Below are 25,006 nucleotides of genomic sequence, written 5' to 3'. Positions count from 1 at the left end.
GTCAGGCGGGCACCGACTCCGCCTTTTGCGCGCGCGACCACACGCGATGCTTGCTCATCGCTTCGATGAAGCTCTTCAGCACGGCATTCGCGTCGCTGCCCACGGCGACGCCTTCCTCGCCGCCCGGCAGATGCGCGGCCGCGAGCAGGTCCTCGCCGTCGCCGATCGCGCCGATGGCCTTCAGATGCTTGAACGCTTCGAGCACGAAGTGACGCGCGTCGCCGGATTCCGACAGCGTCTTCGCGCTGTCCTTGCCGCCCGCGACGATCACGCCGTCGAACATGATCGACGGCATGCCGAGGATGGTCGCATCGGCCTCGATGCCTTGCGCGGGCGAGCCGAGCGTCGGCGAGATGACCTTTGCGTGCGCGCCCTCGGCTTTCAGCGCGTCCTGTACGGCCTTGATGCTCGCGGCATCGGCGCCGGGCGCGGCGAGAATGGCGACTTTGCGCGTCTTGATCGACGGCTTCGTTTTCGCGACGATCGACAGCGCCGGCGATTCCGTCACCGAAGACTTGCCGAGCTCGTCGGCATCCGCGTTCTTCTTCGGCGCGGGCAAGCCGAGATTCTCGGCGACGCGCGCGGCGAGCGTCTCATCGATGTTCGCGAGAATGCCGAGCTGGCGCTCGCGGATGTGCTTGCGCTCGACCTTCGACAACTCGAACGAATACGCGCCGACGATGTGATCCTTTTCCGGATCGGTCATGCTGTTCCAGAAGAGCGTGGCTTGCGAATAATGGTCCTTGAACGACGGGCTGCGCACGCGGATCTTCGAGCCTTCGACGCGCTCCGTGTAGCTTTCGAAGCCGCCGCCCGATGCGGCGGGCGGGGTTTCCTTCGGCCATCCGCCGTCGATGGAATTCGGCTCGTAGGACGCCTGTCCCTTGTCGATCGTCTGGCGATGCATCGCGTCGCGCTGGCCGTTGGCGAGTGGCGCGAGTGGCCGGTTGATCGGAATTTCGTGGAAGTTCGGGCCGCCGAGACGGCTGATCTGCGTGTCGGTGTAGGAGAACAGACGCCCTTGCAGCAGCGGATCGTTGGTGAAATCGATGCCCGGCACGATGTGCCCGGGGCAGAACGCGACCTGCTCGGTTTCGGCGAAGAAGTTGTCGGGATTGCGATTCAGCGTGAGCTTGCCGATCATCCTGAGCGGCACGAGCTCTTCGGGAATGATCTTGGTCGGATCGAGCAGATCGAAGTCGAACTTGTGTTCATCCTCTTCTTCGACGATCTGCACGCCGAGTTCCCATTCGGGATAGTCGCCGTTGTCGATCGCTTCCCACAGATCCCGCCGATGGAAGTCCGAATCCTTGCCCGCGAGTTTCTGCGCTTCGTCCCAGAGCAACGATGCGGAGCCGATCGTCGGCCGCCAGTGGAACTTGACGAAGCGTCCTTTGCCTTGCGCGTTGATGAAGCGGAAGGTGTGGATGCCGAAGCCTTCCATCGTGCGCAGGCTGCGGGGAATCGCGCGATCGGACATGGTCCAGAGCACCATGTGCGCCGATTCGGGCACGAGCGAGACGAAGTCCCAGAAGGTGTCGTGCGCGGATGCGCCTTGCGGCATTTCGTTGTGCGGCTCGGGTTTGACCGCGTGGACGAAGTCGGGGAACTTGATCGCGTCCTGAATGAAGAATACCGGCATGTTGTTGCCGACGAGATCGAAATTGCCTTCTTCGGTGTAGAACTTGACGGCGAAGCCGCGCACGTCGCGAACGGTATCGGCTGAGCCGCGCGAGCCTTGCACGGTCGAGAAGCGCACGTAGACGGGCGTTTCCTTCGACGGGTCTTGCAGGAAGGCGGCCTTCGTCAGTTCGGCCTGCGATTCGTACACCTTGAAGACGCCGTGAGCGGCCGAGCCTCGGGCGTGGACGATGCGTTCCGGAATGCGCTCGTGGTCGAAGTGCGTGATTTTTTCACGCATGATGAAGTCTTCGAGCAACGAAGGGCCGCGTTCGCCGGCGCGCAGGGTGTTCTGGTTATCGGCGATCTTGACGCCCTGGTTTGTCGTCAGGGCCTGGTTGGTCGCGTCGGAGCGGAACGTTTCGAGGGATTCGACTTTTTTGTTGGTGTTGCTCTGCGAGGGGGTGCGGGCTACGCCGCCTTCGGGCGGTTGCTTCTCCATTGCCATTTTTTTGCGGACTCCGGGGTTTGGGTGAGGACTTGCGGTCCTCTACCGCAATTGATGTTCCCGGGCGGGGGTGCTTTTCGCCGTGGTTGTTTTCGCCGGATCCCGTTTTCTTTGTGGTCTATTAGCGTTGCCCCTGTGCGGGGCGGCACTCACTTTCTTTGCTGTAGTCGCCGGATCCCGGTTTCGCGTCGGTCTATTAGCACTGCCCCTGTGCGGGGCGGCACTCACTTTCTTTGCTGCTGCAAAGAAAGTAAGCAAAGAAAGCAGCTTTTCAGGCCCGCGGTCACACGCAATTTGGGTAGTCCTCTCGTCCCAGGCGGCACTCGCCTAAAGAGTGCCCTCAAACACCTAATCGGGCTTGGCTCGCACACGGTCTGCCAACCAATAACTTCGAGGGCGCTGGTTCAGCACGAAAGAGCTTCGGCACAGCGCTACGCGCTGCCGCCGGGTCTGCAAGGGAAACCATCGGTTTGCGCGCGCAGTGCGATAAAGATGTTAGTAGCGAAGCACGCGCGGACCCGATTGACCGGTCGGCCGCGAAGCGGGCTGGAGCCATTTGGTGCTGAACCAGTTTGTTGTGTGGTGCGATGTGACAGACCGTGCGCGAGCCAAGCCCGATGGGGCCTATGAGGGCACTCTTTAGGCAGCCCACGAACGACGAGAGGACTACCCAAACTGCGTGTGACCGCGGGCGTATCGGAAGCTGCTTTCTTTGCTTACTTTCTTTGCAGCAGCAAAGAAAGTAAGTGCCGCCCCGCACAGGGGCAGTGCTAATAGACCACTAAGAAAACGGGATCCGGCGAAAAACCGGAGCCGACACGAATACGGGATCCGGCGACAACAAAACAAAAAACCCCCGAACCCCACCGCCTCGCGGTAAAAGCAAACCATCACCCCACCGGCGACAACGCCCCCAACTTATCCGCCGTAGTCTTCTGCAACGTAATGATCCGGCTCATAGCCGCATGATTCGTGGTCGCTTCGTCGTACATCTTCGCGAGATCCGCCTTGAGCTGCGTCCTCGATCCGCCATCGAGATAGACCATGTGTCCGGAAGGATAAAACGTCGCCGAAAGATTCTGCCGCACCGTCTTGTCGATCAGCGGCATCTGCTGCAAGTCGATGATCGTCTGATAGAACGGCGTCACGAAGTCGTACATCCCATTGGCGGCCAGCACCTTCAGATCGACGTTCAGCGCCATCACCGCGGCGAGATCGCCCGCCGTGTAGAGAATGATGTTGCCCTTCGAATCCAGGCCCTTCTGTTCGCCCGTCGGGTCCGTATGCTTGAAGTCCCAGTTGAGGAACGCCTGATCGTTCAGGTCCGTGAACGACGACGTCGACGTGAACTTCAACTGCTCGTTCAGATAGCTGTTCCACATCGTCGTGTAGACGCCGCTCACCGCGGTCATCGTCGGATCGTTGCCGCCCGAATTCGGATCGATCTTGCCCGCGATGCCCGTCGATATCGCCGTCACGCGACCATCGTAGGAGCCGAGCGATTCGCCCTTCGACTTCAAGAGCGTCGTAAGAAAAAGCGAATTCCCCCGGCTGTCGTAAGCCGCGATATCGAGACTCCACGCCAGCAACGTCGCGCGGTCGATGCCCGTGTATTCGGAGAGCTTCTCGACCACTTCATCGTCCGTCTGCGGAAATTTGCGCAGCGCGTTCAGATAATCCGTGCGCGAGAACTCCGCGACTTCCTCCACGAACGTCAGCAAGTTGGTCGGCGTCGGATGCACGCCGAGTTTCTTGTGATACCACGCGTCGGCGGCGGCGGTCGGCAACGCGCCGACAGGATTGCCAGCCTGCGCGTAATCGAGAATCGACGATTGCAGCGTGACGCCGTTCAGATCGATGCCGTCCTCATGCAGCTTGTACGCGAGCACGCAACTGCGCGCCGTGCCGTACGACTCGCCGAACAGAAACTTCGGCGAATTCCAGCGATTGTTCTTCGTCAGATAACGCTTGATGAACTGCGCGATCGACCCCGCATCCTGATCGACGCCCCAGAAATCGCGATTCTTGTTCGGCGCGATCGCCGCCGAATAGCCCGTGCCGACCGGATTGATGAAGATGAGATCGCTGCGGTCGAGCAGGCTGTCCGGGTTGTCTTCCATCTGATACGGCGCGGGCGGCGTGAAGCCCGGCATCGCCGTCTTGATGCGGCGCGGCGCGAACGAGCCGAGCAACACGAACACCGACGACGACCCCGGCCCGCCGTTATAGAAGAACGTCAGCGGACGCGCCTCTTCCTTCGCGCCGTCTTTCGTGAACGCGACGTAGAACATCTTCGCGCTCGGCTTCGAACTGCTCGGATCGACCGTGACGAGATGGCCGACCGTCGCCGTATAAGCGATCTTCGCGCCGCCGATCGTCACGCTGTGATGCGTGATCGCCGCGTTCTCGTCGGCCTCGGTCGCCGCGATGGCGTCGTCGGGACCGTTGCCGTACGCGACCGGATCGAAATACGGCTGATCCTTCTTCGCCGTCGTGGTCTTCTTCGGCGCTTTCTTCGCGGCGGCGGTCAAGGCCGGTTCTTCCGCGTTCGCAGGTTTGTCGCTCGCTGCCAGTGGATCGGAGTTCATCGTGATCGCTCCAGAATCGTCGTCGTGGTTGTTGTTCACTGTCTTACGCCTTGCTCAAAGACTTCGCGGGTTTCAACGCGGCCGCGATCTTCGCGCCGTCGGGACTGCCCATGCCGGTGCACGCGTCCCAGCCGGCCGCCGCGGAAAAACTTCCGTTGTTGCCTTCCGTGATGTCGCGAAACGCCGTCTTCGCCGTGTAGAGCTTCGGATTGACGAAGCCCGATGGCGAACCGTTGATCGCGTTGATGCGCGCGATCAGCGCCGCCCACAACGGCGCGACCGCGCTCGTGCCGCCGACGACCGTATCCTCGCCGTCGATCAGCACCTCATAGCCGGTCAGCGGCGATGCGTCGCCCGCAACGTCCGGCACGCCGCGCTTCGCGAGCACCGTTGGCTTGCCGTTACGCATCACCGACAAACCCTTCTGCCACGCCGGCAGCGCGAACAGGCCGGACACGCCGCCGCCGCCCGAGCCGCCCTGATCGCCGTCGTTCCAGACGACTTCCTTCGCGATGCCCGTCGCCGACGCCTTCAGGCTCGTGCCGCCGCAGCCGAGCACATACGGGCTCGACGCCGGAAAGTCGACGTGATCCGCGCCGTCGCCCGCGCCGTCGGACGAGCCGCTGTCGCCCGATGCCGCGCACACCGTCACGCCGAGCGCGGCCGCGCTTTGCAGCACGTCGTTGAACGCGCCGATCGATTGCGACGACCAGTTCGCCTCCGGCCCGCCCCAACTGATGGATATGACCGAAGGCTTGTTGGCGGAATCGTGCAGCGCGCGATTGACGGCATCGACGAAACCGGCGTCGCTGTTCGGCGCGAAGTACACGGCGATGCGCGCGCCCGGCGCCACCGCGCCCGCGACCTCGATATCGAGCGTCACCTCGCCGTCCGGGCCGTTCGGATTGCCCGTGGGCGCGTTCTTGCCGCCATCGACGCCGACCGACACGACTTGCGGCGACTTCACGCCGAGCTTCGAGAAGTACGCGGAAAGATCGGCATCGCGATAGCCGCCGCCCAGTTCGATGATGGCGATGCATTGGCCCGCGCCGTCGCCATCGGGGAAATCGTAGAGACGCGCGAGATCGACCGGCGTGAACGACGCGCTCGCCGCGCCGCGCGCCGGCTTGAACGGCGGACGGAAACGAAAGTGCGGACGCGCCTGCGGCTTGCTGTCGAGCCCGAGCACGGCGGTGACGGCGTCGTGCACTTCGTCGGGCACCTTCACCGGCCCCGAGCGTCCGCGATATTCGCCGATGTTGTGATGTTGAAAGCGTTCGAGCTTGACGTCGAAAGCCTTCTGGAATTGTTCGATGGTCCCTTTCAGCACGACGCTGCGCGTTTCGGTTTCCGCGCGCACGACCGTCAGGCCGTACTGCTGCGCGAACGCCTTCACTTTGGCGATGTCGTCGTCCGAGGCGGTGAAACGTTTGTCGAATTCCTCGCGCGATACGGCTTGCGCGGGCGCTTCGCCGGAATCGATGCGCGCCATCATCTGCTTGAAGCCCGCCTCGTCCTTGCGCCGCAGCATCACGATGACTTCGATCTGTTCGGACGGATCGCAGTCGCCGATGCATTGCGCGCCTTCGGGATGAATCTTGTCGCTGCCGCTGACCGGTTGCTTCGTCATGGTATCGATGCTCCTCGTTGGCCATGAAAATCAAAGTTTCTCGATCCTGCCGCTGCCCGCGCTTATCGTCTTATTTTCCGGGCGCGAATGCAATTGCTCGGACCGTTGACGAGAGCATGCAGTTCCAGCGAGACAAAAGCTGTCCCGGTCTTCAACGTTTCGTCTCGATGTGCGGCTCGGCGGGGAGCGCGATGCCGAGGCGCTCCATCAGGCGTCGCGCGTCGAACGGGGCGCGCACTTTCTGATCGTTGTCGAAGTAGCAGAAGACGTCGCGGCCCGCGCGCGGCCGCGCTTTCGCCGATGAAATCAGCCGCGCGTCGGCGATCTGTCCGCCCGACGCCCAGCATTCGATGCGGCGTGCCCATTCGTCGAGCGCCTCGTCCTTATAGCTGCCGCCATAAAGCGTTTCGCTGCCGTGAAGCCGCAAATAAGTGAAGTCGGACGTGAGATCTTCGGCATAGGGCCAGCCGGCCACCGAATCCGACACGACCAGCGCCGCGCCGTGTTTGCGCAGCAGCCGCACGAATTCATCGGTGCAGAAACTCGGATGACGGATCTCGATCGCGTGCCGCAGCGCGCGCTTTCTTCCGGGCTCGAACCACGGGTCTTTCACGCGCGTGTCGTGGCCCTGGGCGAGCCGCGCGGCGGCGACCGTATCCTTCGGCAGCAATTCGAGAAAGCGTTCGAAGGCTTCGGGACGGAAGGAAAAGTTCGGCGGAAACTGCCAGAGGAACGGACCGAGCTTGTCGCCGAGCGCGAGCACGCCGGACGCGAAGAAGTTCGAGATCGCCGGAATCGCCGTTTCGTCGCGAAAACGCAGCATGTGCGTCAGATAGCGCGGCCCCTTCACGCTGAAGACGAAGCCATCGGGCGTCGCGTCGCGCCACGCGCGATAGCTCGTCACGCTTTGCAGCGAATAATGCGATCCGTTGATCTCGACCGTCTGAACCGCGCGCGACGCGAAATCGAGCTCGCGGGCCTGCGCGAGCTTTTTCGGATAGAACACGCCGCGCCAGCCGGCATAGCGCCAGCCCGAAATACCGATGCGGATGCGCCCTGTCATCGCGCGCCTAGTGCGGACGGCCTTCGTCGTATTCCGCCCGCGCGCCCTGCGGCAGCCACGGCTCGCGATGCTTGCACCAGAGCTCGTAAGTCGGCTCGAAGACGCCGGTTTCGTCGAATGCGCCGATGGGCAGATCGACTTCGTCGCGCGTCGTGAATTCCATGTACGCGACCGAGCCGCACGCCGGGCAGAAGTGCCGCCGGCCATCGTCGGAACTCTTCCACGTCGAAAGGCTGCCGCTCATCATCACGTTGCCGCGCGCGTAAATCGCATAAGCTCCGAAGGCGGAGCCATGCACTTGCCGGCACGTCGTGCAGTGGCAGATGCAGACGCGAATGGGCTTGCCCGCCGCGCGAAAGCGGAACGCGCCGCACGCGCATCCGCCTTCATGAACCGTAGCCGCCCGCGTTTCGTCCTTTTCAACGCTCATCGACCTCTCCCGTAAATACGATGGTTTGTTACGATAACCCTTCACGATCGGAGATGGCACTCATGAGCACACCAAGCACGACCGGCACCACGTATACCGCGAGTACCTTGTCCCTGCTGAAGCTGCTTCCCGGCGCCGGATCGGAGTTCGGTCCGGCCGCATCCGACCTCGTCGCCCACGTGCTGTCGCATGATCGCTTCGATGCGGTCGCGAATGCGAACGCGCCGCGCGAAACGTTCCGCGGCGTCACCGTCGACGACGTCATGAACGACGAGTACGTGTTCCCGCTCGGCCGCACCGGCCAGTCGATCGTGCTGACGGGCTATCGCATCGCGGCGGGTTTCATCGCCGAACGCGCGGCCGACGAATGGCTCGAGCTCGCGCACAAGGAACGCGTTGCAAAAGGCTTGCCCGCCGAGCCGCAAGGCAGCGAGCCGCATCTCGCGCCCGATCCCGCCGAAGCCGATCAGCTGCTCGACCGCGCCTACGAGTGCGCCCAGCGCATTCTCGATCCGGTCGCGGGCGAGCCGGTTCTTTCGCTCTTCGAGACGCACTATCGCGGCGGACGGGAGTTTTTGCGTCTGAGCTGGGAAGGTTTGCCGGAGGATCTCGTGCCGGAATCGCGCCGTCCGCTCGCGGCGCTCGCCGCCGCGCAAAACGGCGAGCGGCGAGAAAAGCGCGATTACGATCCGTACGGTCTCGACGGCGTCGACGATTACGACGTCGACAGGCCGCTCGCGTATCGCGAGAAGATCGGGCCGTTTCTCTTCACGATGACCTATCGCCACGAATACCCGCAGGTCGACGACGAGCGGCTCGGCACCGCGTTCGCCGTCTTCCACGAGGCGGGCAGCGATATCGTCGCGGCGGCGGTGCGGCTGAAACTCGTCAAGGTGCCGCCGCTCACGAGCAGCGCCGATCTCGTCTACACGCTCGACACTTACTCGGGCGAAATGCTCTCGCTCGCGCTCGCATCGACGGAAGCGCTCGGTCCGGAGAAGCTGTGCGAGGTCTACAACGCGCATCGCGTGATTTACATCAGCCTGTGGGAAGTGAGAAAGCCGTGGCGCGGCGAGGGCCTCGGCGTCGCGCTGCTGCATCAGGCGCTGGAACGCCTTCCCGTCGATGTCGATGGCCGGCCGAACGCGCTGTGCGTCGCGCCCGAGCCGTATCAGACCGACATGCGGCACTTCGAGAAGCTGCCCGGCGTGCTGCGCGAGGAACTGAAGACGCCGGCGAAGCGCCTCGCCGCGCATCTGACCAACTGGCTCGAACGCTCGAAGCTACCGATCGCCACGCACTTCTTCGTGCCGATGGCCAAGCATGCGGGCATCGGCTCCGCGGGCGAGAACGCGCGGCTCATCGACCGGATCATGGAGAGCGAGGCCTGACGCGATGCTCGTCATCGTCGACATGCAGGCGCGGCTCCTGCCGCATCTGGATGGCGCGCAACGTCTGACGGAGCGCGCCGGCACGCTCTTGCGCGCGGCGAACCTGCTCGACGTGCCGGTGCTTTTTACGGAGCAGAATCCGCGCGGGCTCGGCCGGACGGTCGAAAGCCTGCCCGTCGATCTCCGGTCTGCGAAAGTCGTCGAAAAGCACACATTCGATGCGACGCTCGAACCCGCGTTCGTCGATGCGCTGCCGCCCGCGCCCGCGACGCTGTGGGTCGCCGGCGCGGAGGCGCATGTGTGCGTGCTGCTGACGGTGCTCGGAGTGTTGCGGCTCGGCTATCGCGTGGAATTCGTGGCGGACGCGGTCGCGTCGCGGCGAGCCGCGGATCGCGCCGTCGCGATCGAACGGGCGCGGCAGGACGGCGCGCGGTTCACGACGGTCGAAACGACGATCTTCGGATGGATGGGCAGTTGCCGGCATCCGCGCTTTCGGGACGTGCTTGCGCTTATCAAGTGACGTGGGTTTCGAACCAGACCGTTAGTTTTACGCGCGCATGCAGCATTTACCCGCACGGCCCGCTCATAAGCCAGCCAGCGTCCGTGCCGAGCGCATGGCACCCCACTTGCTGTAGTCTGCGATTGCGGCTCGACGAACGTTCGGTTCCCTTACAGTTGCCGAACGATCGCGAACCGCGCCTCTTGCGCCGCCCCGAGGACTCGAGCATCGGCGCTCCGCCCGATCCGTCGCAATCGGCTGCGAGCGAATCCCCGTGAAGACTTGAGCCCGTCGACGCCCTTCCGAACGAGCGAGGAGCAATCGATCGCCATGTCCCCAGCCGAAACCCATCCTCACGACGACGCCAGCGACGCGGCGCAAAAGCCGTCGCGCCGTCGTTTCCTGCAATCCGCCGCCGCGGCCGCAGCAGTGACCGCCGCGCCGCACGCGCACGCGCAGCAACCGGCCGCGACGCCTGCCTTGGCGCCGCCGCCCGCCGCCACGCCGATGTTGCCCGTGAAGCTCACCATCAACGGCCATCCGTATGAACTGCAGGTCGAGGCGCGCACGACGCTCCTCGACGCGCTGCGCGAATATGCCAACCTCACCGGCACGAAGAAAGGCTGCGACCGCGGCCAGTGCGGCGCGTGTACGGTGATCGTGTCGGGCCGGCGCATCAACTCGTGCCTGACGCTCGCGGTGATGCACGACGGCGAATCCGTCACGACCGTCGAAGGCCTCGCGCCCGACGGCGACACGCTCGCGCCGATCCAGCGCGCGTTCATCGAGAAGGACGCCTTTCAGTGCGGCTACTGCACGCCGGGGCAATTGTGCTCGGCGACGGCGCTCATCGCCGAATATCGCAACGGCGACGCGAGCGCGGTCACGGCCGACGTGCGCTTTCGCCCCGCGCAACTCTCCGACGACGAAATTCGCGAGCGCATGAGCGGCAACATCTGTCGATGCGGCGCGTATCCGAACATCGTCGCGGCGGTAAAAGCCGTCGCGTCGGGCAACGCGTAAGGAGACGCACATGGACGCGATCTCCTATCAGCGCGCGCCGGATATTGGCGCGGCGCTCGCGGCCGCGAGCCAGCCGGGCACGATGTTCATCGGCGGCGGCACGAATCTGCTCGACCTGATGAAAGGCGGCGTCATGCGGCCGATGAGGCTCGTCGACATCACGCACATCGACGGCTTGAATGGCATCACCGCCCTGCCCGATGGCGGTCTGCGGCTGGGCGCGCTCGTGCGCAACAGCGACGCCGCCAATCATGCGTGGGTGCGCGAACGCTATCCGCTTCTGTCGCAGGCGCTGCTCGCGGGCGCATCGGCGCAACTGCGCAACATGGCGACCGTCGGCGGCAATCTGATGCAGCGCACGCGTTGCGCGTACTTCTACGACACCGGCTTTCCTCAATGCAACAAGCGCTCGCCGGGCAGCGGCTGCGCGGCCATCGACGGCAACAATCGCATGCACGCGATTCTCGGCGCGAGCCGTCAGTGCATCGCGACGAATCCGTCCGACATGAGCGTCGCGCTCGCGGCGCTCGATGCCGTCGTGCGCGTCGCGGGCCCGAACGGCGAGCGGACGATTCCGTTCGCGGAGTTTCATCGGCTGCCGGGCGACAGGCCCGAGCTCGACACGACCTTGCACGCAGGCGAGCTCATCACGTCGGTCGATCTGCCGCCGCCGCTCTTCGCCGCGCACTCGAAGTATCTGAAAGTGCGCGATCGCGCGAGTTATGCGTTCGCGCTGGTGTCGGTCGCGGCCGCGTTGCAGATGGACGGCAACACGGTGAAGAGCGCGCGCATCGCGCTCGGCGGCGTCGCCCACAAGCCGTGGCGCGCGAACGCGACCGAACGCGCGCTCGTCGGCCAATCGCTCGATAAAGCCACGCTGCAGAACGCCGCCGCGCTCGCCGTACAGGGCGCCCAGCCGCAGCGCGACAACGCGTTCAAGATCGTGCTCGCGCAGCGCGCGATCGTGCGCGCGGTTCAACAGGCCGGAGGTGTCGCATGACTGTCATCGGAAAACCGCTCGATCGCACCGACGGCGTGCTGAAAGTCACCGGCCAGGCGCGCTATTCCGCCGACAACACCGACGCCAAGCTCGCGCACGCGGTCATCGTCACGAGCACGGTCGCGCACGGCCGTATCGCGTCGATCGACACGAGCCGCGCGCAATCGATGCCCGGCGTGCTTCTTGTGATGACGTATCGGAACGCGATGCGCCTGCCGAACAACGGCGTCCCCGACGCGCAGCCGCCCGCCGTGCGCAAGCTCACGCTCTTGCAGACCAACGAGGTGCGCTACAGCAACGAGCCGGTCGCGGTCGTCGTCGCGGACTCGCTGGAGCACGCGCAAGGCGCGGCGCGTTACGTCGACGTGCGCTACGAAGCCGCGATGCCCAACGCGGATTTCACGCGCGCGAAGGCCTCGGCGTATCAGCCGGAAAAGATGATGGGCCGCGCGATCACGACGAAACGCGGCGACGTCGACGCAGGTTTGAAACAAGGCCCGACGCGCCTCGACGCCGTCTACACGACGCCGTACGAACATCACAATCCGATGGAGCCGCACGCGACCGTCGCGCGCTGGGACGGCCCGAATCTCACGCTCTACGACGCGACGCAAGGCGTGTCCGGCGCGAAAAGCGCGGTCGCGAAGTTCTTCGGCATCTCCGATGAGAACGTGCGCGTGATCTGCCCGTTCGTCGGCGGCGGCTTCGGCTGCAAGGGGTCGGTGTGGTCGCACGTCGTGCTGGCGGCGATGGCGTCGAAGCAGACCGGCCGCCCCGTCAAGCTCGTGCTCGAACGGCCGCAGATGTTCGGCATGGTCGGCAACCGGCCATTCACCGAGCAGCGCTTTCAGGTGAGCGCGCGCGACGACGGCATCATGACCGGCATGCGTCACGACGTCGTTTCGACGACATCGACGTTCGAGGACTGGACCGAAAGCTCCGCGATCGTCACCCGCATGCTGTACGCGGTGCCGAACCAGTCGACGTCGCACAAGCTGGTCAAGCTCGACATCGGCACGCCGACCTTCATGCGCGCGCCCGGCGAGACGAGCGGCTCGTTCGCGCTCGAATCGGCGATGGACGAAATGGCGTATCGACTGAACATGGATCCGCTCGCGTTTCGCATCAAGAATCACGCGAACATGGAGCCGCAGGAGAAGAAGCCGTGGTCGGAGAAGGCGCTGCTCGAATGCTATCGGCGCGGCGCGGATACCTTCGGCTGGTCCAAGCGCAACCACGCGCCGAAGTCGATGCGCGAAGGCAATACGCTCATCGGCTGGGGCGTGGCGACGGCGACGTATCCGGCGAATCGCAGCGAGGCGTCGGCGGTGGCGCGCATCCTGCCCGACGGCACCGCGATGGTCGCCTCCGGCACGCAGGATCTCGGCACCGGCACGTACACGGTCATGACGCAGGTCGCCGCCGACGCGCTCGGCTTTCCGCTCGATTACGTGCGCTTCGCGCTCGGCGATTCGTCCTTGCCGAAGGCGCCGGTCTCGGGCGGCTCGCAATCGGCGGCGAGCGTGTCGCCGGCGGTGCGGGCGGCGTCGATGGAGGCGCGCGATCAACTCATCGCGATGGCGCTCGCGGATCGCGGATCGCCCGTCGCCGGTCTCGCGCGCGAGGACGTGACCGTGTCCAACGGCTGGGTCGTGAGCCTGTCGAATCCTGACAAGCGCGATCCCGCGGCGGCGATCATCGCGCGCAACGGCGGCAAGCCGATCGAGGCGATCGCCACGACCCGGCCCGGCGACGAGAAAAAGCAGTATTCATTTCACTCGTTCGGCGCGGTGTTCGCGGAAGTGCATGTCGATGCGGACCTCGGGATCATCCGCGTGCCGCGCATCGTCGGCGTGTACGACGTCGGCACGCTCTTCAACGAAAAGACCGCGCATAGCCAGTTGATGGGCGGCATCGTGTGGGGCGTCGGCTCGGCGCTGCTGGAAAAGAGCGAGATGGATTCGCGCTACGGGCGCTATACGAACGCGAATCTCGCGGAATATCACGTCCCGGTGAACGCGGATATCGGCATGCTGGATATCGCGTTCGTCGGCGAGCCGGACCCGCATATCAATCCGCACGGCGCGCGGGGCATCGGCGAGATCGGCATTACGGGCGTGGCAGGCGCGCTCGGCAACGCGGTGTATCACGCGACGGGGGTGCGTGTGCGCGATCTGCCGATTACGCTCGACAAAATCCTGCCGCCGACGATGGCGTGAAGTGAAACGACGCACACGGCGGTCCGCCCGGCCGCCGTGTGTTTTTTTATGCTTGCGACGCCGTTCGATGCGCCGCACAATCGCGATTCATCCCCACACGAGCACCCGCGATGACCTATTCGTCGAACGCGACCGGCATTCTGCTGGCGGCGGGTCTCGGCACCCGTTTCGACCCGTCCGGACTCCACAACAAGCTGCTCGCCACCCTGCCCGACGGAACGTCCATCGTGTTCCAGTCGGCGCGCAGGCTGCTCGCCGTGTGCGCCGAAGTGATCGCGGTCGTGCGTCCCGGCGCCGAAAAGCTCGCCGACGTGCTCAACGAAGCAGGCTGCAACGTCATCTTCAGCGTCGACGCCGAGCGCGGCATGGGCGCGACGCTCGCCGCGGCCGTGCGCGCGACGTCCGAAGCCGATGGCTGGCTCGTCGCGCTCGGCGACATGCCGTGGATCGAAGCGTCGTCGTATGAAGCGGTCGCGCGTGCGCTCGACGGCGGCGAAGCGCTCGTCGCGCCGTTCCATCGTGGCAAGCGCGGGCATCCGGTGGGCTTCGGCATCGCGCATCGCGAGATGCTCGCCACGCTCGACGGCGACGCGGGCGCACGCGCCATCTTCACGACGCACAAGCCGTTCATCGTCGAAGTGGACGATGCGAACGTGCTGCGCGACGTGGATTTGCCGAGCGACCTCGGGCAGACTTGAGCGCGACTTAAGCCGCGATCGCCGCCGTTTCCGCGGAATCTTCGGCGTCGGCGCCGATCGGCAGATAGCGCCGGCTGACTTCGAGCAGCGTCGCGCCGAATCCCTTCTTCGCCCGGAAATCCGTCCGCGCGCTCGTCACCACGCGCGGCGACGCACTCCACTCGATCCGTGCGCCGGTCGCCATCAGCGCTTCGACGAGCGCCACGTCCTCGCTCGTCTCCAGCGGCGCAAATCCGCCCGCCTTCACGTACGCGCTCGCCGACACGCCCATGTTCGCGCCGTGAATATGCCGATGCCCGTCCGCATCGGTATAAGTGCGCCCGAAGTGCTCGCGCACCGCGCCGATATGCGGCGACCAGTCGTGCACGCCGATCACGCCGCACACCGCGTCCGCGCAGCAGTCGAGCTGGCGCACGAGCCAGTCTGCGGCGACGGTCGTATCGGCATCGGTGAATGCGAGCCAGCGCGCGCCCAGCGCCAGCGCCCGCTGTGCGCCATGCGCGCGCGCGACGCCGACATTGCACGCCTCGATGCACGTCACTTCCGCGCCCAGCGCCCGCGCGATGGCGGCGGTGTCATCGCTGCAACTGTCGGCGACGACGATCACGCGCGCCGCCTCGCCAAGCAGTTGATGATGATCTGCCGCGCGACGTGCAGCCGCGACGCACGCGCCGATATGCGCGGCTTCGTTGTGAGCAGGAATGACGATGGCAAGCATTGGCGGCTCCGTGTGTGAGTTTTTTTCCGTTGGCAATCGGACGGCGCGATGGATGAATTTCAGCAATGGCCGTTCCCGTGAATGGCGGGCCGCTCCGCCGTATAAGGGCGCGATCGTCTCTAAATAGTTGCTGAAAAGCGGCGGGAATCGCTAGAATTACTGTATGGATATACAGTGCTTTTATGATTCCGTTCGCCGATGAAAAGCGTCACCATCGATCCGTCGTTCGCTGCCTGGCGTACCGAGGCGCGCAATCTCCTCATGGAAGACGCGCGCCCGGAAGACGTGGAATGGCTCGAAACCGATGCATCGGCAACGGTGTTCGGCTCCATCGTTGCGTCGCGCGGCCCGTCGGATCCGAATGCGAAGAAGCCGGTCAAGATCGCGCGCGAATTCCTCGCCATGCTCGAAACGGCGGCGTGCTTTCGCGCGCCCGACCGCTGGCGGTTTCTCTACAAGGCGCTGTGGCGCTGGACGCAGGGCGACCGCGCGATCGCCTCGCCGGAAGATCCGGACGGGCATCGGCTGCGGCGCATGATCGAATCGGTCGAGGCCGAAGAAAGCGAAATGCGCAGAGTGCTGCGTTTCCGGCATCGCGATTCGTCGCTCGGGCCGCCCGAGTTCATCAGTTGGTTCGAGCCGGTGCACGATGTGCTGGAGCACGCCGCGATGCACTTCGCCACGCGCATGGGCAGCGCCACGTGGATGATCGCCACGCCGCACGGCGCCGCGTTCTGGGACGGCGCGCTCCTGCGCGTGGACCGCACGAGCGAGCCGGAAGAAAAGCCGATGGATTTCGGCGACACCGCGATGAGCGGCGAAGCCATCAGCGGCGACGCCATCGAGGCGCTCTGGCTCGCGTATTACGAGAGCACGTTCGCGCCGGCGCAGGAAAACGCCGCCGAAATGGCGTCGCATATGCCGGTGCGCTACTGGAAAAGCCCGGAGAACGCGCGCACCGATCCCGCGCTGATCTCCCGCGCCGATCCCTATTCGCGGCGCGACCGTCATCCGCGTAATGTGCCGCCCGACATGGAAGTCGCCATCAACACGGATCTGGAGCCGATCAAGGGCACGATGCTGATCGAGCCGCCGTCGCTCGATGCATGCAGGCGCTGCGCGCTGTGGCGCAACGCGACGCAGGCGGTGCCGGGCGTCGGTCCCGGCGACGCCCGCGTGATGCTGGTCGGCGAGCAGCCGGGCGATCAGGAAGACCGCGAGGGCAAGCCGTTCGTCGGTCAGGCGGGCAAGCTGCTCGACGAAGCGCTCGCCGAGGCGCAGATCGCGCGCGAATCGCTCTATCTGACCAACGCGGTGAAGCATTTCAAATGGGAAGCGCAAGGCGAGGAGCGCGCGCATCTCGCGCCCGCGCAGCGCGAACGCGAAGCCTGCCGCTACTGGCTCGACGAAGAACTGAAGCGCATCGGGCCGAAAGTCGTCGTCGCGCTCGGGGCGACGGCGCTCAAGGCGCTCACGGGGCATCGCACGGCGTTGTCCGAGTATCTCGGCAAGACCATCGAGCATAAGGGGCACATCATCGTGCCGACGTATCACCCGTCGTATCTGATGCGCCTCGCCGACGACAAAGTGCGCGCGGAAGTCTTCGGGACGATCGTCGAGGCGCTCGTTTTCGCGCAGCAGATCGCCGACGGCACCGCGACCATCCGCACGCCGGTGAAGGACCCGACGCGCTGAACGAGCCGCAGATGCAACAGGACGAAACAGGACGCAACAAGACGAAAGCGTCGTCAACGTTCCTGTAAGCCGCGCGTTATACCGGTGTCGCGCCGACTGGCGCTCACCGATGGTCCACATCACACCCAAATGGCCGCTCTCCCGCTCGAAGAACTCCGCCGTCAACAATCGCAGGGCTTGCACACACGCGCGCTCGTGCCGAAATCGGCCGGGCAACTGAAGACCGAACGCGAGCGCATCGTCGCGCGTCTGCAATTGCTGCTCAACGTGACCATCGCGGTGGCGCTCGCGGGCGTCGCGCTCATCGCGTGGCTGCCGTTCTCGCCTGTGCCGCACGCATTCCGCTTCGGCGTGCAGGAAGTGCTCGGCGTCGCGGTGTTCGCGTCGTGCCTGTTCATCCTGCACGAGCGCGCCGAACTGGAGCTCGGTCTTTACGACTACGAGCCCGTCGAGCAGACGACGCAAGGCGAATTGCGCGCGCTGCTGCATCGCGTGCCGGAAGGCGTGTCGTATCAGGAAGCGCTCGCCGCGGACAAGCGCACGTTCGTGACTGGCGAAGTCGACGGCATCCGCCGCCGCGCCGAAGCGTTCACGCCGAAGACGCTGCCCGCCGCCGACGGCAACACGGAAACCTGAGCGCCGCTCGACGCCGCATCCAAGCCGCCGCCTCGCCATCGCGAGGTGGCGGCTTTTTTACATCGACGCTGAAAACTTCGCGCCTTGACGAGCGCCGCCGCGCCTCCTTCAATACGTGACAGATGCCGCAATCGACGCTCAAACTGTCACGCTTCGGAACGCAATCTGTGTCCAACGCGGGCATTTTCAGGCGGAACGTGCCGCAAACGCGCCGGGCATGGCGGGTGCTTGCCAAGCGCGCGGCCCCGCGAGTTGCGCCGAATCGAGCGAGGCCACGCCACTTGCAGGAGCCAAGATGCGAGCCAATCCCCTTTCCACGTTGAGCGACGACCTCACGACAACGCTCGTCCCCGACGCGCCGAGCGCCCCGCCCGCCGCCGCGCGTGACGGGAGCGACGATTACGACACGCTCGCCGCGTTCCACGGCATCGAGCGCGAGCGCCTGGTGCTGATCCATCCGGGCAGCCATCACGCCGCGCCCGCCTGGCCCGCCGAACGATATGCCGATGTCGCCGACCAGCTCGCCGCCGATGGCTGGCAGATCGCGATCGTCGGCGATTCGCCCGATCCCGAGCGCACCGCCGGCGTGCTCGGCGCGATGCAGACGGCCGCGCTCTTTCTCGCGGGCGCCGTCGCGCCGGCGACGCTGCCGCGCCTGATCGCCAATGCGCGGCTGCTCCTGTCCGACGACGCCGAAGCGTCCTCGCCCGTCGCCGCCGCCCGCGCGCTCGGCACGCCGCATATCGTGCTCGACGAACATCCGCGCGACACCGGCAGCGACGCGATCGCCGCACACGCCCGCGACGCGCTCTCGCACACCGGCGGCGCGCATCCGGGCGAGCCGTTCACGCTGCACATGCCGGCGGCGCACGAATCGGCATAGACGAAGAGCCACCTTTCGGGGGACATCATGAAATTCGACATGCAGACCAATCCCGTTCCGGATCCCGTCGCGGACCCGAACCGCGATCCGGAAGCCGATCCGCTCACGCCGCCTTCGCCCGGTCATCGGCCGGAGGAGCCGCAGCATCCCGACGCGCCGCCCGACAAGGATCCGATCCGGCGTCTCTGATCCGACGCTTCCCTACGGGAATTCCCGCCCTACATTCGCCGCCCATGCCTGCCGTAAAGCGGGCATGCGGCGGCGTGCGCCGTCGCAAACGACAACGCGAATACAACGCAAACAGGCGACGGGCGCAACATGAACAGAATGACGTTGAACAAGAAGCTCGGCTCGTTGATCGCCGTGCTGTGGATCGGCTTGATCGCGATCGGGATCATCGGGGCATGGCAAAACCGGACGTCGATGATCGACGACCGCAAGGAGCAACTGAAGACGCTCGTCAACGAGGCGCACTCGATCACCGCGCACTACGCGGCGCTCGCCGCGAACAAGACGCTCACCGAAGACGAAGCGAAAAAGCGCGCGCTGGAAGTGGTCGGCGCGATCCGCTACGGCACGGACGGCTATCTCTCGATCAACGACTCGCATCCGAGGATGGTGATGCACCCGATCAAGTCCGCGATGAACGGGCAGGATCTGTCGAGTTATGCCGATCCGGCGGGCACTCGCCTGTTCGTCGATATCGTCAAGGCGGGCGATCAGCCCGGCGGCGGCTTCATCAGCTATCTGTGGCCGAAGCCCGGCAGCGACAAGCCAGTCGGCAAGCTCTCCTACTCGCAGCGCTTCGGGCAGTGGGACTGGTACATCGTCACCGGCATGTACATGGACGACGTGCAGAGCGCGTTCTGGGCAAGCGCGCTGCGCTGGCTCGCGATCACGGCCGTGCTCGGCGGCTTCGCGACGGCCGCGATGCTCATCGTTCTGCGCAGCATCAAACGCAATCTCGGCGGCGAGCTCGAACTGGCGGTCGACGCGGCGCATCGCATCGCGCGTGGCGATCTGACGAGCAGCGTCGACGTCCGTCCGAACGACACGACAAGTCTGTTGCACGCGCTCAGCGTGATGCAGAGCGGTCTCGTCGATACCGTGTCGCGGGTGCGCAGCGGCACGGACAACATCAACGTGGGCGCGTCGGAGATCGCGGCGGGCAACACCGATCTGTCGCAGCGCACCGAGGAACAGGCCGCGGCGCTCGTGCAGACCGCGTCGAGCATGGACCAGATGACCGCGAACGTGAAGAACAACGCGGAGAGCGCCGCGCAGGCGGCGCGTCTCGCGGAGCAGGCGGCGGACGTGGCGACGCGCGGCAGCGGCGTGGTCGACGACGTCATCGACACGATGACGCGCATCACCGCGAGCTCGCAGCAGATCGGCGACATCATCGGCGTGATCGACGGCATCGCGTTCCAGACGAACATCCTCGCGCTGAATGCGGCGGTCGAAGCGGCGCGCGCGGGCGAACAGGGACGCGGCTTCGCGGTCGTGGCGGCGGAAGTGCGCAGTCTCGCGCAGCGCTCGGCGACGGCGGCGAAGGAAATCAAGGCGCTCATCGAAACGTCGACGCAGACGGTCGAGCAAGGCGCGTCGCTCGTGACGAACGCGGGCGCGACGATGACGGAAATCGTGCAATCGGTGCGCCGCGTGAACGAGATTCTCGACGAGATCAGCCACGCGTCGCGCGAGCAGAGCGCGGGCATCGAGCAGGTGAACCGCGCGGTCGTCGAGATGGATCAGGTGACGCAGCAGAACGCCGCGCTCGTCGAGGAAGCCGCCGCCGCCGCGCATTCGCTGAAGGATCAGGTCGATGTGCTGCGCGAGGCGATCGGAAGTTTCAGGCTGCCGGCGTGATTTCGGTCACGCCAGGAATCGTTCGACGAGGCGCGCCCAGTAAGCCGCGCCGACCGGCAGATTCTTGTCGTTGAAATCGTAGTGCGGGTTGTGGACCATGCAGCCGTCCTCGCCCGCACCGTTGCCGAGGCGCAGGAACGAGCCCGGCCGCTGCTGCAGCATGAACGCGAAGTCCTCGCTGCCCATCAGCAGATCGGCGTGCGCGACGACGTTCTCTGCGCCGACCAGTTCGCGCGCGACCTCCATGGCGAACTCCGTTTCCGCGTCCGAATTCACGACGACCGGATAGCCTTCCAGATACTTCACCGTCGCGCTCGCGCCGTAGCTCGCCGCCTGCGATTCCACCAGTTCCTTGATGCGGCGCCTGAGCAGTTCGCGCACTTGCGGGTCGAAGGAGCGCACGGACAGTTCGAGCGTCGCGCGATTCGGGATGACGTTGTTGACCGTTCCGGCGTGCATCGAGCCGACAGTGACGACAGCCGGCTGCGCCGGATCGACGTTGCGCGCGACGATCGTCTGCAGCGCCATGACGATGCTCGCCGTCACGACGACCGGATCGACCGACAGATGCGGCCGCGCCGCGTGCCCGCCGACGCCTTCGACCACGATCGACACCTGATCGCCCGCCGCCATGAACGGCCCCTTGCGGAACAGGAACGTGCCGGGCTGCGCGCCGGGATGGTTGTGCACGCCGAACACGGCGTCGCAATGAAAGCGCTCGAAAAGACCTTCCTCGATCATCTTCTGCGCGCCGCTCGGCACGCCGTGCTCTTCCGCCGGCTGAAAATACAGATGCACCGTGCCGTTGAAATTGCGCGTGCGCGCGAGATGGCGCGCCGCGCCGAGAAGCATCGTCGTGTGGCCGTCGTGGCCGCACGCGTGCATCTTGCCGTGCGTCTCGCTCGCCCAGGGCTTGCCGCTCTGCTCGATGATCGGCAGCGCGTCCATGTCCGCGCGCAGTCCGATGCTCTTCGTGCCGTCGCCCGCCTTCAACGTGCCGACGACGCCCGTCCCGCCGACGCCGCGCGTCACCGTCCAGCCCCACTCTTCGAGCCGCTCCGCGACGAGCGCCGCAGTGCGCGTCTCCTCATACGACAACTCCGGATGACGATGGATATCGTGGCGAATTTCGCGCAGCGAAGGCGCGTCGTCGGAGAGATCGGCGATGACGGTGAAGTGGTGGTCGGACGAGATCGTCATGGAGAAGCCCTTGCGGTTGATCGGAAAACGGCGCACATGATCCTCCACATGCGCCGCGCTTGCCAGTTCCGCGCGCGTTTTTTTCGCTGACCGTAAGCGAATCGTGAAATTTCGACCGCTTTTAGCGCAGAAACCGGTCGATCACGTCGGCGAGCGTGGCGAAAGCCGGCGCGATGTCGTCGTCCGGCACGCATGCATATCCGATCAGCAAGCCGGATTCCGCGTCCGGCCGATGCGCGTAATACCCCGACAGCGGCCGCACGACGATGTTCTGCGCGAGCGCGGCGGCGGCGAGCGCGCGATCATCGACGTGGCGCGGCAGTTTCAGCACGAGATGCAGCCCGGCATCGCCCCCGGCGATCGAAAGCGTGTCGCCGTAGCGCGCGGCGATGGTCGCGAGCATCGCGTCGCGGCGCTGGCCGTAGAGCGCGCGCATCCGCCGGATATGCGACGTGAAATGCCCCTGCTCGATGAATTCCGCGAGCACGGCCTGCTGCAGCAACTGCCCTTCGCGATACAGCTCGGCGCTCGCCATCGCGAAGCTCTCCGCGAGCGCTTCCGGCACGACCACATAACCGATGCGCAGCCCCGGAAACAGCGTCTTGCCGAAACTGCCGACGTAAATCACCTGCCCCGCCGTGTCCATGCCCTGCAGCGACGCGAGCGGCCGGCTGCCGTAGCGGAATTCGCTGTCGTAATCGTCCTCGATGATCCAGCAGCGGTGCTGGCGCGCATATTCGAGCAACATGCGGCGGCGCGCGAGGCTCATCACCATGCCGAGCGGATACTGATGCGACGGCGTGACGAGCATCAGCTTCGGCGGCGACGCGAGATCGGCGGATGTCGGCGCGATGCCTTCCGCGTCGACGGGAATCGCCTTCAGATCGAGCCCCGAAACCTGCAGAACGCTGCGCACGCCCCAGTAGCACGGATCCTCCGTCCAGATCGTGTCGCCCGGATCGGCGAGCAGGCGCGCGGCGAGATCGATGGATTGATGGATGCCCGTCGTCACGACGATCTGCTCCGGCGTGCAACGCACCGAGCGCGACGTGCGCAGATAGTGCGCGAGCGCGTGGCGCAGTCCCGCGTGGCCGCCGCCCGGCGCGTAGGTGAGCAGATCGGGCAGCGGCTTGCGCCAGTATTTCGCGTGCAGCCGGTTCCACACGCGCGACGGAAACCGCGATACGTCCGGCACGCCCGGCATGAACGCGCCGCCCTGACGCTTCGACACGCCCGCGCCCGAAATCAGCCGCGCGCCGCGCGTGGAGAGCGTCGATTGTGCATCGGATGGCGCGATCGCCGCGGGCGGCGCGTCGTCGAACACGATGTCGTCGGGCGTGCTGTCCGCGACGAAGGTGCCGCGCCCCGTCGCCGACGACACGTAGCCCTCGAGCGCGAGTTGCTCGTAGACCTGCGTCACCGTGTTGCGCCCGACGCCGAGCTCGGCGGCAAGCAAGCGCGACGACGGCACTTTCGCGCCCGCCGCGAGCTCGCGCGTGAGGATGGCCTGCTGTAGCAGCCGATGCAATTGCCGGTAGATCGGCTGGCCGTTCGTGCGATCGATGCGCTGCGCCAGCCAGTCGGACAGCACGCTTGCGCGCGTCGACATCAAATTGGCTCCTATAGATTTATTGAAATGGCTCTGAACTTGAGGGCCAAATCTTACTATAGTCGTCTCTATATTCAGTCGGCCGATGCGGCCACCAACGATCCAGGAGATTTCCGTGAGCACCAACCTCAAGAATGCCGATCTGCACGCCCGCAAGAACGCTGCGACGCCGCGCGGTGTCGGCGTGATGTGCGATTTCTACGCGGCGCGCGCCGAGAACGCGGAACTGTGGGATGTCGAGGGCCGCCGCTTCATCGACTTCGCGGCGGGCATCGCGGTGTGCAATACGGGGCATCGCCATCCGAAGATCGTCGAGGCGATTCGCGCGCAGCTCGACTGCTTCACGCACACGGCGTATCAGATCGTGCCGTACGAGTCGTATGTGTCGCTCGCCGAGAAGATCAGCGCCCGCGCGCCGGGCTCGCACGCGAAGAAGACGGCGTTTTTCACGACGGGCGCGGAGGCTGTCGAGAACGCGGTGAAGATCGCGCGCGCCGCGACGGGCAGGCCGGGCGTGATCGCGTTCACGGGCGGCTTTCACGGCCGCACGCTGATGGGCATGGCGCTCACGGGCAAAGTCGCGCCGTACAAGATCGGCTTCGGGCCGTTCCCGTCGGACGTGTTCCATGCGCCGTTCCCGAATTCGCTGCATGGCGTGTCCGTCGAGGATTCGCTGCGCGCGATCGAGCATCTTTTCAAGGCGGATATCGAAGCGACGCGTGTTGCCGCGATCATCTTCGAGCCGGTGCAGGGCGAAGGCGGTTTCGTTCCGGCGCCGACGGAATTCGTGCGCGGCCTGCGCAAGATTTGCGATGACCACGGCATTCTGCTGATCGCCGATGAAGTGCAGACGGGCTTTGCGCGCACCGGCAAGCTGTTCGCGATGGAGCATCACGGCGTCGTGCCGGATCTGATGACGATCGCGAAGTCGCTGGCGGGCGGGATGCCGCTGTCGGGCGTCGTCGGGCGCGCGGAGATCATGGATGCGGCGGCGCCGGGCGGGCTCGGCGGCACGTATGCGGGCAATCCGCTGGCGGTGGCGGCGGCGCATGCGGTGCTCGACATCATCGACGATGAAGAGCTCTGCGAGCGCGCGGTTGTGCTCGGCGACAAGCTGAAGGCGAAACTCGAAGCGCTGAAGGGCGATGTGCCGCAGATCGCCGACGTGCGCGGGCCGGGGGGGATGATCGCGGTCGAGTTCTGCAAGCCCGGTTCGCATGATGCGGATGCTGCTTTTGCAAAGCTCGTGCAGACGCGGGCGCTGGAGCGCGGGTTGCTGCTGTTGGTTTGTGGCGTTTATTCGAACGTGGTTCGGTTCCTGTTTCCGCTCACCATTCAGGATGCGGTTTTTGATGAGGCGCTCGGTATTCTTGAAGATGTGTTGACGGAGACTGTTGGCGTTGCGGTTTGATTTGGTTTTTGGTTTTTGGTTTTTTGTTTTGCGTTGGTCGCCGGATCCCGTATTCGCGTCGGTCTATTAGCGTTGCCCCTGTGCGGGGCGGCACTCACTTTCTTTGCTGCTGCAAAGAAAGTAAGCAAAGAAAGCAGCTTTTCAGGCCCGCGGTCACACGCAATTTGGGTAGTCCTCTCGTCACATGCGGCACTCGCCTAAAGAGTGCCCTCAAACACCTAATCGGGCTTGGCTCGCGCACGGTCCGCCGCCCGAAAACGCTGAGGACACTGGTTCAGCACGAAAGAGCTTCGGCACAGCGCTACGCGCTGCCGCC

At 65.3% G+C, this 25,006-nt stretch carries 20 protein-coding genes; 12 read left to right on the top strand and 8 right to left on the bottom strand.

Annotation, left to right across the window (positions count from 1 at the left end; translation table 11 throughout):
• Position 1: 1 nt before the first annotated feature.
• From katE to NCR93_RS15195, 5 genes are all read right to left on the bottom strand, one after another.
• On the bottom strand, positions 2 to 2,122 hold the full coding sequence (gene katE, locus NCR93_RS15215) for a catalase HPII (RefSeq protein WP_175979131.1): 2,121 nt from the start codon (positions 2,120 to 2,122) through the stop codon (positions 2 to 4).
• An 896-nt stretch (positions 2,123 to 3,018) separates the two neighbouring features.
• Entirely contained in the window at positions 3,019 to 4,716 is a 1,698-nt protein-coding gene (locus NCR93_RS15210) for a S10 family peptidase (RefSeq protein ID WP_175979130.1), read from the bottom strand.
• Positions 4,717 to 4,759: 43 nt separating this feature from the next.
• Positions 4,760 to 6,346, bottom strand: a complete 1,587-nt coding sequence (locus tag NCR93_RS15205; protein ID WP_250532257.1) for a S53 family peptidase — start codon at positions 6,344 to 6,346, stop codon at positions 4,760 to 4,762.
• A gap of 151 nt (positions 6,347 to 6,497) precedes the next feature.
• Positions 6,498 to 7,409 carry a DUF72 domain-containing protein gene (locus NCR93_RS15200; RefSeq protein ID WP_175979128.1) on the bottom strand — a complete coding sequence of 304 codons (912 nt, stop codon included), beginning with the start codon at positions 7,407 to 7,409 and terminating at the stop codon, positions 6,498 to 6,500.
• A 7-nt stretch (positions 7,410 to 7,416) separates the two neighbouring features.
• The gene (locus NCR93_RS15195; protein WP_175979127.1) at positions 7,417 to 7,839 is read right to left on the bottom strand and encodes a GFA family protein; all 423 of its coding nucleotides are present in this window, start codon (positions 7,837 to 7,839) and stop codon (positions 7,417 to 7,419) included.
• Positions 7,840 to 7,901: 62 nt separating this feature from the next.
• Here NCR93_RS15195 and NCR93_RS15190 point away from each other — a divergent pair, with 62 nt between their 5' ends.
• From NCR93_RS15190 to NCR93_RS15165, 6 genes are all read left to right on the top strand, one after another.
• A complete protein-coding gene (locus NCR93_RS15190) occupies positions 7,902 to 9,230 on the top strand; it encodes a hypothetical protein (protein ID WP_008353808.1) in 1,329 nt (442 codons plus the stop codon).
• Between the two features lie 4 nt (positions 9,231 to 9,234).
• Positions 9,235 to 9,750 (top strand): isochorismatase family protein, encoded by a 516-nt coding sequence (locus NCR93_RS15185; protein ID WP_175979126.1) that lies wholly within the window; start codon positions 9,235 to 9,237, stop codon positions 9,748 to 9,750.
• Positions 9,751 to 10,059: 309 nt separating this feature from the next.
• Positions 10,060 to 10,752, top strand: coding sequence for a (2Fe-2S)-binding protein (locus NCR93_RS15180; RefSeq protein ID WP_175979125.1), 693 nt, complete (start codon positions 10,060 to 10,062; stop codon positions 10,750 to 10,752).
• A 10-nt stretch (positions 10,753 to 10,762) separates the two neighbouring features.
• Positions 10,763 to 11,752, top strand: a complete 990-nt coding sequence (locus tag NCR93_RS15175) for an FAD binding domain-containing protein (RefSeq protein WP_008353811.1) — start codon at positions 10,763 to 10,765, stop codon at positions 11,750 to 11,752.
• Positions 11,749 to 13,971 carry a xanthine dehydrogenase family protein molybdopterin-binding subunit gene (locus tag NCR93_RS15170; protein WP_175979124.1) on the top strand — a complete coding sequence of 741 codons (2,223 nt, stop codon included), beginning with the start codon at positions 11,749 to 11,751 and terminating at the stop codon, positions 13,969 to 13,971. The genes NCR93_RS15175 and NCR93_RS15170 overlap by 4 nt, the downstream gene beginning before the upstream one ends.
• A 110-nt stretch (positions 13,972 to 14,081) precedes the next feature.
• Positions 14,082 to 14,669, top strand: a complete 588-nt coding sequence (locus NCR93_RS15165) for a nucleotidyltransferase family protein (RefSeq protein WP_175979123.1) — start codon at positions 14,082 to 14,084, stop codon at positions 14,667 to 14,669.
• A 7-nt stretch (positions 14,670 to 14,676) separates the two neighbouring features.
• Here the strand turns inward: NCR93_RS15165 and NCR93_RS15160 are convergent, their stop codons facing one another.
• Complete coding sequence (locus tag NCR93_RS15160) at positions 14,677 to 15,387, bottom strand: glycosyltransferase family 2 protein (protein ID WP_175979122.1); 711 nt, start codon at positions 15,385 to 15,387, stop codon at positions 14,677 to 14,679.
• A 198-nt stretch (positions 15,388 to 15,585) separates the two neighbouring features.
• Here NCR93_RS15160 and NCR93_RS15155 point away from each other — a divergent pair, with 198 nt between their 5' ends.
• From NCR93_RS15155 to NCR93_RS15135, 5 genes are all read left to right on the top strand, one after another.
• Entirely contained in the window at positions 15,586 to 17,082 is a 1,497-nt protein-coding gene (locus NCR93_RS15155; RefSeq protein WP_008353815.1) for a UdgX family uracil-DNA binding protein, read from the top strand.
• Positions 17,083 to 17,211: 129 nt separating this feature from the next.
• Complete coding sequence (locus tag NCR93_RS15150; RefSeq protein WP_008353817.1) at positions 17,212 to 17,718, top strand: hypothetical protein; 507 nt, start codon at positions 17,212 to 17,214, stop codon at positions 17,716 to 17,718.
• 295 nt (positions 17,719 to 18,013) lie between these two features.
• On the top strand, positions 18,014 to 18,601 hold the full coding sequence (locus NCR93_RS15145; RefSeq protein WP_008353823.1) for a glycosyltransferase family 9 protein: 588 nt from the start codon (positions 18,014 to 18,016) through the stop codon (positions 18,599 to 18,601).
• A gap of 27 nt (positions 18,602 to 18,628) precedes the next feature.
• Complete coding sequence (locus NCR93_RS15140; RefSeq protein WP_008353824.1) at positions 18,629 to 18,790, top strand: hypothetical protein; 162 nt, start codon at positions 18,629 to 18,631, stop codon at positions 18,788 to 18,790.
• Between the two features lie 138 nt (positions 18,791 to 18,928).
• A complete protein-coding gene (locus NCR93_RS15135; RefSeq protein ID WP_034474397.1) occupies positions 18,929 to 20,470 on the top strand; it encodes a methyl-accepting chemotaxis protein in 1,542 nt (513 codons plus the stop codon).
• Between the two features lie 6 nt (positions 20,471 to 20,476).
• Here NCR93_RS15135 and NCR93_RS15130 read toward each other — a convergent pair whose 3' ends face one another.
• Positions 20,477 to 21,670, bottom strand: a complete 1,194-nt coding sequence (locus NCR93_RS15130; RefSeq protein WP_175979559.1) for a M20 aminoacylase family protein — start codon at positions 21,668 to 21,670, stop codon at positions 20,477 to 20,479.
• Positions 21,671 to 21,791: 121 nt separating this feature from the next.
• Positions 21,792 to 23,279 (bottom strand): MocR-like pyridoxine biosynthesis transcription factor PdxR, encoded by a 1,488-nt coding sequence (gene pdxR / locus NCR93_RS15125; protein ID WP_175979121.1) that lies wholly within the window; start codon positions 23,277 to 23,279, stop codon positions 21,792 to 21,794.
• Positions 23,280 to 23,394: 115 nt separating this feature from the next.
• Between pdxR and gabT the strand changes: the two genes are divergently transcribed.
• Positions 23,395 to 24,690 carry a 4-aminobutyrate--2-oxoglutarate transaminase gene (gene gabT, locus NCR93_RS15120; RefSeq protein WP_008353829.1) on the top strand — a complete coding sequence of 432 codons (1,296 nt, stop codon included), beginning with the start codon at positions 23,395 to 23,397 and terminating at the stop codon, positions 24,688 to 24,690.
• Positions 24,691 to 25,006: the final 316 nt, after the last annotated feature.

Source organism: Caballeronia sp. ATUFL_F1_KS39 (assembly GCF_023630985.1).
Lineage (GTDB): Bacteria > Pseudomonadota > Gammaproteobacteria > Burkholderiales > Burkholderiaceae > Caballeronia > Caballeronia zhejiangensis.
Note: the sequence above shows the minus strand (reverse complement) of the source record. Positions and strands in the feature narration are given on the sequence as shown.